The organism is Micromonospora sp. WMMD737, assembly GCF_049179055.1.
In the GTDB taxonomy this organism is placed as follows: Bacteria; Actinomycetota; Actinomycetes; order Mycobacteriales; family Micromonosporaceae; genus Micromonospora; species Micromonospora reichwaldensis.
Map to the genome: position 1 here is coordinate 1 of NZ_JBMHMH010000033.1, position 2854 is coordinate 2854.

At 70.0% G+C, this 2854-nt stretch carries 4 protein-coding genes; 2 read left to right on the top strand and 2 right to left on the bottom strand.

All coding sequences use genetic code 11. The annotated features are described in order from the left end of the window. Together ACN27A_RS34150 and ACN27A_RS34155 are read left to right on the top strand one after the other, a co-directional pair. Window positions 1–309, top strand: a 309-nt coding sequence (locus ACN27A_RS34150; protein ID WP_421459098.1) for a hypothetical protein, incomplete at its 5' end; no start/stop codon positions are given. 35 nt (window positions 310–344) lie between these two features. Further along, the gene (locus tag ACN27A_RS34155) at window positions 345–1031 is read left to right on the top strand and encodes an IspD/TarI family cytidylyltransferase (protein ID WP_421459100.1); all 687 of its coding nucleotides are present in this window, start codon (window positions 345–347) and stop codon (window positions 1029–1031) included. Here the strand turns inward: ACN27A_RS34155 and ACN27A_RS34160 are convergent. Together ACN27A_RS34160 and ACN27A_RS34165 are read right to left on the bottom strand one after the other, a co-directional pair. Then, window positions 988–1716 (bottom strand): IspD/TarI family cytidylyltransferase, encoded by a 729-nt coding sequence (locus tag ACN27A_RS34160; protein ID WP_421459102.1) that lies wholly within the window; start codon window positions 1714–1716, stop codon window positions 988–990. The two genes, ACN27A_RS34155 and ACN27A_RS34160, sit on opposite strands and share 44 nt — an antisense overlap. Before the next feature lie 55 nt (window positions 1717–1771). Beyond that, on the bottom strand, window positions 1772–2854 hold a 1083-nt coding region (locus ACN27A_RS34165), incomplete at its 5' end, for an MFS transporter (protein WP_421459104.1).

Here is a 2854-nt window from a genome sequence, read left to right on the forward strand (position 1 = left end):
GAGTCGCTCGACACGGATTTCGCCGCGGCCAGGGCCCGGCTGACGGGCGATTTCCTTTCGTACTACACAGAATTCACCGAGCAGATAGTCACGCCAGCTGCTCGAGAGAAATCGGTGAAGACCGCGGCTTCGGTCACGCGGGCCGCGGTTTCTGATATTCAGCCGGATTCGGCCGCGGTGCTGGTGTTCGTCAACCAGACGACGACCAGCAAGGAAAACCCCGACGGGGCTTTCGCGGCCAGCAGCGTCAAGGTGGGCCTGACGAAGATAGACGGAAACTGGCTGATTTCGTCGTTCGACCCGGTCTGACCCCGTGGGGCCCGGGCCCGGATAGCCTTCCCACCGTGACGGTCACCGCTATCCTGCCGCTGCCTGCGTGGCTCGCCCGCTGTCCCGAATCGTTCCTCGAACCCGACGCGGGCAGCCCGCCGTTGCTGCGCGTCGTCGACGCACTGGGGTCATGTGCCGAGGTGGTCATCGCCGCCGCGGCCGAAGTAGCCCCGCCGGTCCGGAGAACCCTCGGCGGTCACGAGATGCCGACGCGGGTGGTCGCCGCTGCCGCGCCCGGCGGGTGGGCACAATGCGTGACGGCCGGGTTGGCCGGTCTCGACGGCGACGCTCCGGTGCTGCTGCACGACGTCGAATGGCCGGTCGTGGACCCGGCTCTGGTCGAACGGATGGTCGCCGCGCTGGGGCGGGGAGCCGGCTCGGTCCTTCCGGTGCTACCGGTCACCGACAGCGTCAAGGCCGTCGACGCCGAGGGCACGGTGACGGCGACACTGGACCGTGCCCAGCTGCGCACCGTGCAATATCCGCGGGGTTTCGCCGCCGCGACCCTGGCCGGACTGGCGGCCGGGTCGGCGAGTCAGGCCGGCGGCGGGCGGTTCGACGACCTGGAGCTGGTCTTGTCCAGCGGGACGCCCGTGACCCTCGTCGACGGTGATGCCGACGCGATCACCGCCCAGCTGCCCCGGGACGCGGACTACCTCACCGCGGTTCTACGGGTGCGCCAACGCTCTGCCGGCCGCTGAGCAGCTCATCGGCGAGGGCGACATCGCGGGGATAGGTGACCTTGAGGTTGGTGGCGCTGCCCGGGAAGGTCCGGATCTCGAGGTCGGTGTAGTGCTCGACGCATGACGAGGTGTCGGTCCCCTGGAACCCATCGCGTTCGGCGGCGGCATAGGCCTGCCACAGCTCGCGTGCCCGGAACGCCTGCGGAGTCTGGACCCGCACCAAAGGCCCTTGGCGTGCCACGGATTCCACCGCCGACAAGGCAACACGTGCGACGTTGTCGAGCGGCAGGGCAGGCAGTGCGCCGCCGTGCCGGCGGGCCAGGGCGATGGCGGTGCGGTACATGTCGGGTCCGGCGAGGGGGCGTGCCGCGTCATGGATAGCCACCACGTCGACGGCGCCCGACTCGATGTCGGGTGCCAAATCGCGCAACACGTTGAACTCCGAGGCATGCCTGGTCGCGCCGCCCTCGACCAACTCGACGGTGCCGTGCGCGACGCCGCGGCGTACGGCCTGCTCGGCGATGTCGCGCTCACCCTGGCGGAACACCAGGACCGTGCGTCCCACATCGGGATGTGCCGCCGGGGTCGAGAGCGACCAGGACAGCATGCTGCGCCCGGCCAGCGGTAAGTATGCCTTGTTTCCGTCCGCGCCGACTCGGGTGCCCAGGCCGGCGGCCAGCACCACCGCGACGGCTATCCCCATGCCCGCAAGCGTATCTCCGGCGGGGTGGACGCCGATCTCGAAGGGGCGGCGTCGATCAGGGCTGACGTTCGATGCCCTCGAGCAGGCTGCGGTCGTCCTGCACCGCCAGCAGCCGGCGTGCCTTGCGCCGGGTGATGAGGATTCCGACGACGGCGACGCCCCAGATGACGAACTGGAGGGTCCAGGCGAGCCGGAACGACTCGAACGACAGTCCGCCGGTGAGCTCGAGGATCAGCCCCATCGCCTGCATCAGCAGCAGCGAGGCCAGGAACCCGCCCATGTTGACCATGCCCTGCGCGGTGCCCAGGGTGGCGCTGGGGTTGAACGTCCGGGCGAAGTCGAATCCGACCATGGACCCGGGCCCGCCGACGGAGATGACGACGACCAGCGCGACCAGCAGCCACAACGGTGCCGGGCCGGGCAGGGCCAGCACCACCGACCAGATCGCCGCATTGCTGGCGATGATCGCCAGCACCAGCCGTGAGCGCCGGTGCGGGTGGCGGCCGGTGAACACCCCGACCAGCACCCCGGAGGAGATGGCGGCGGCGACCGACAGGGTCAGCAGAGCGCCGGCGACGCCCGACGAAACACCCTGGGCCACCGTCATATACGGGAGGCCCCACATCAGCGCGAACACGGTGACCGAGAACTGTGTGCCCATGTGGGTGAAGAAGCCGAGCCGGGTGCCCGGCCGCAGCCACACGGTTTTCACGCTGGCCAGGGTGGCGTGCATCGAGGTGGGCTCGCGGGTCGTCACGGCGCCGTCCGGGGTGTTCCTGACGATGGCCAGGGTGAGCACGATGGACAGCACGCCCAGCGCGGCCACCGACACGTAGGCGACGGTCCACCCCAGCGCGGTGAGAACCGCCAGGAACGGCACCGCCGAGAGAACCTGGCCCAGTTGTCCGCAGATGCCGGTCAGCTGGGTGACCAGCGGTACCTGCCGCGGGGTGAACCAGTGCGGCACCAGCCGCAGCACCGAGATGAAGGTGACCGCATCGCCGAGTCCGACGATCGCACGCGCGGTGATGGCGGCGGGCAGCGACTCGGTGAACGCGAGCACCAGCTGGCCCGAGGCCATCAGGGTGGCGCCCGCGACGATCAGCGCCCGAGACCCGAACCGGTCGAGCAGCACACC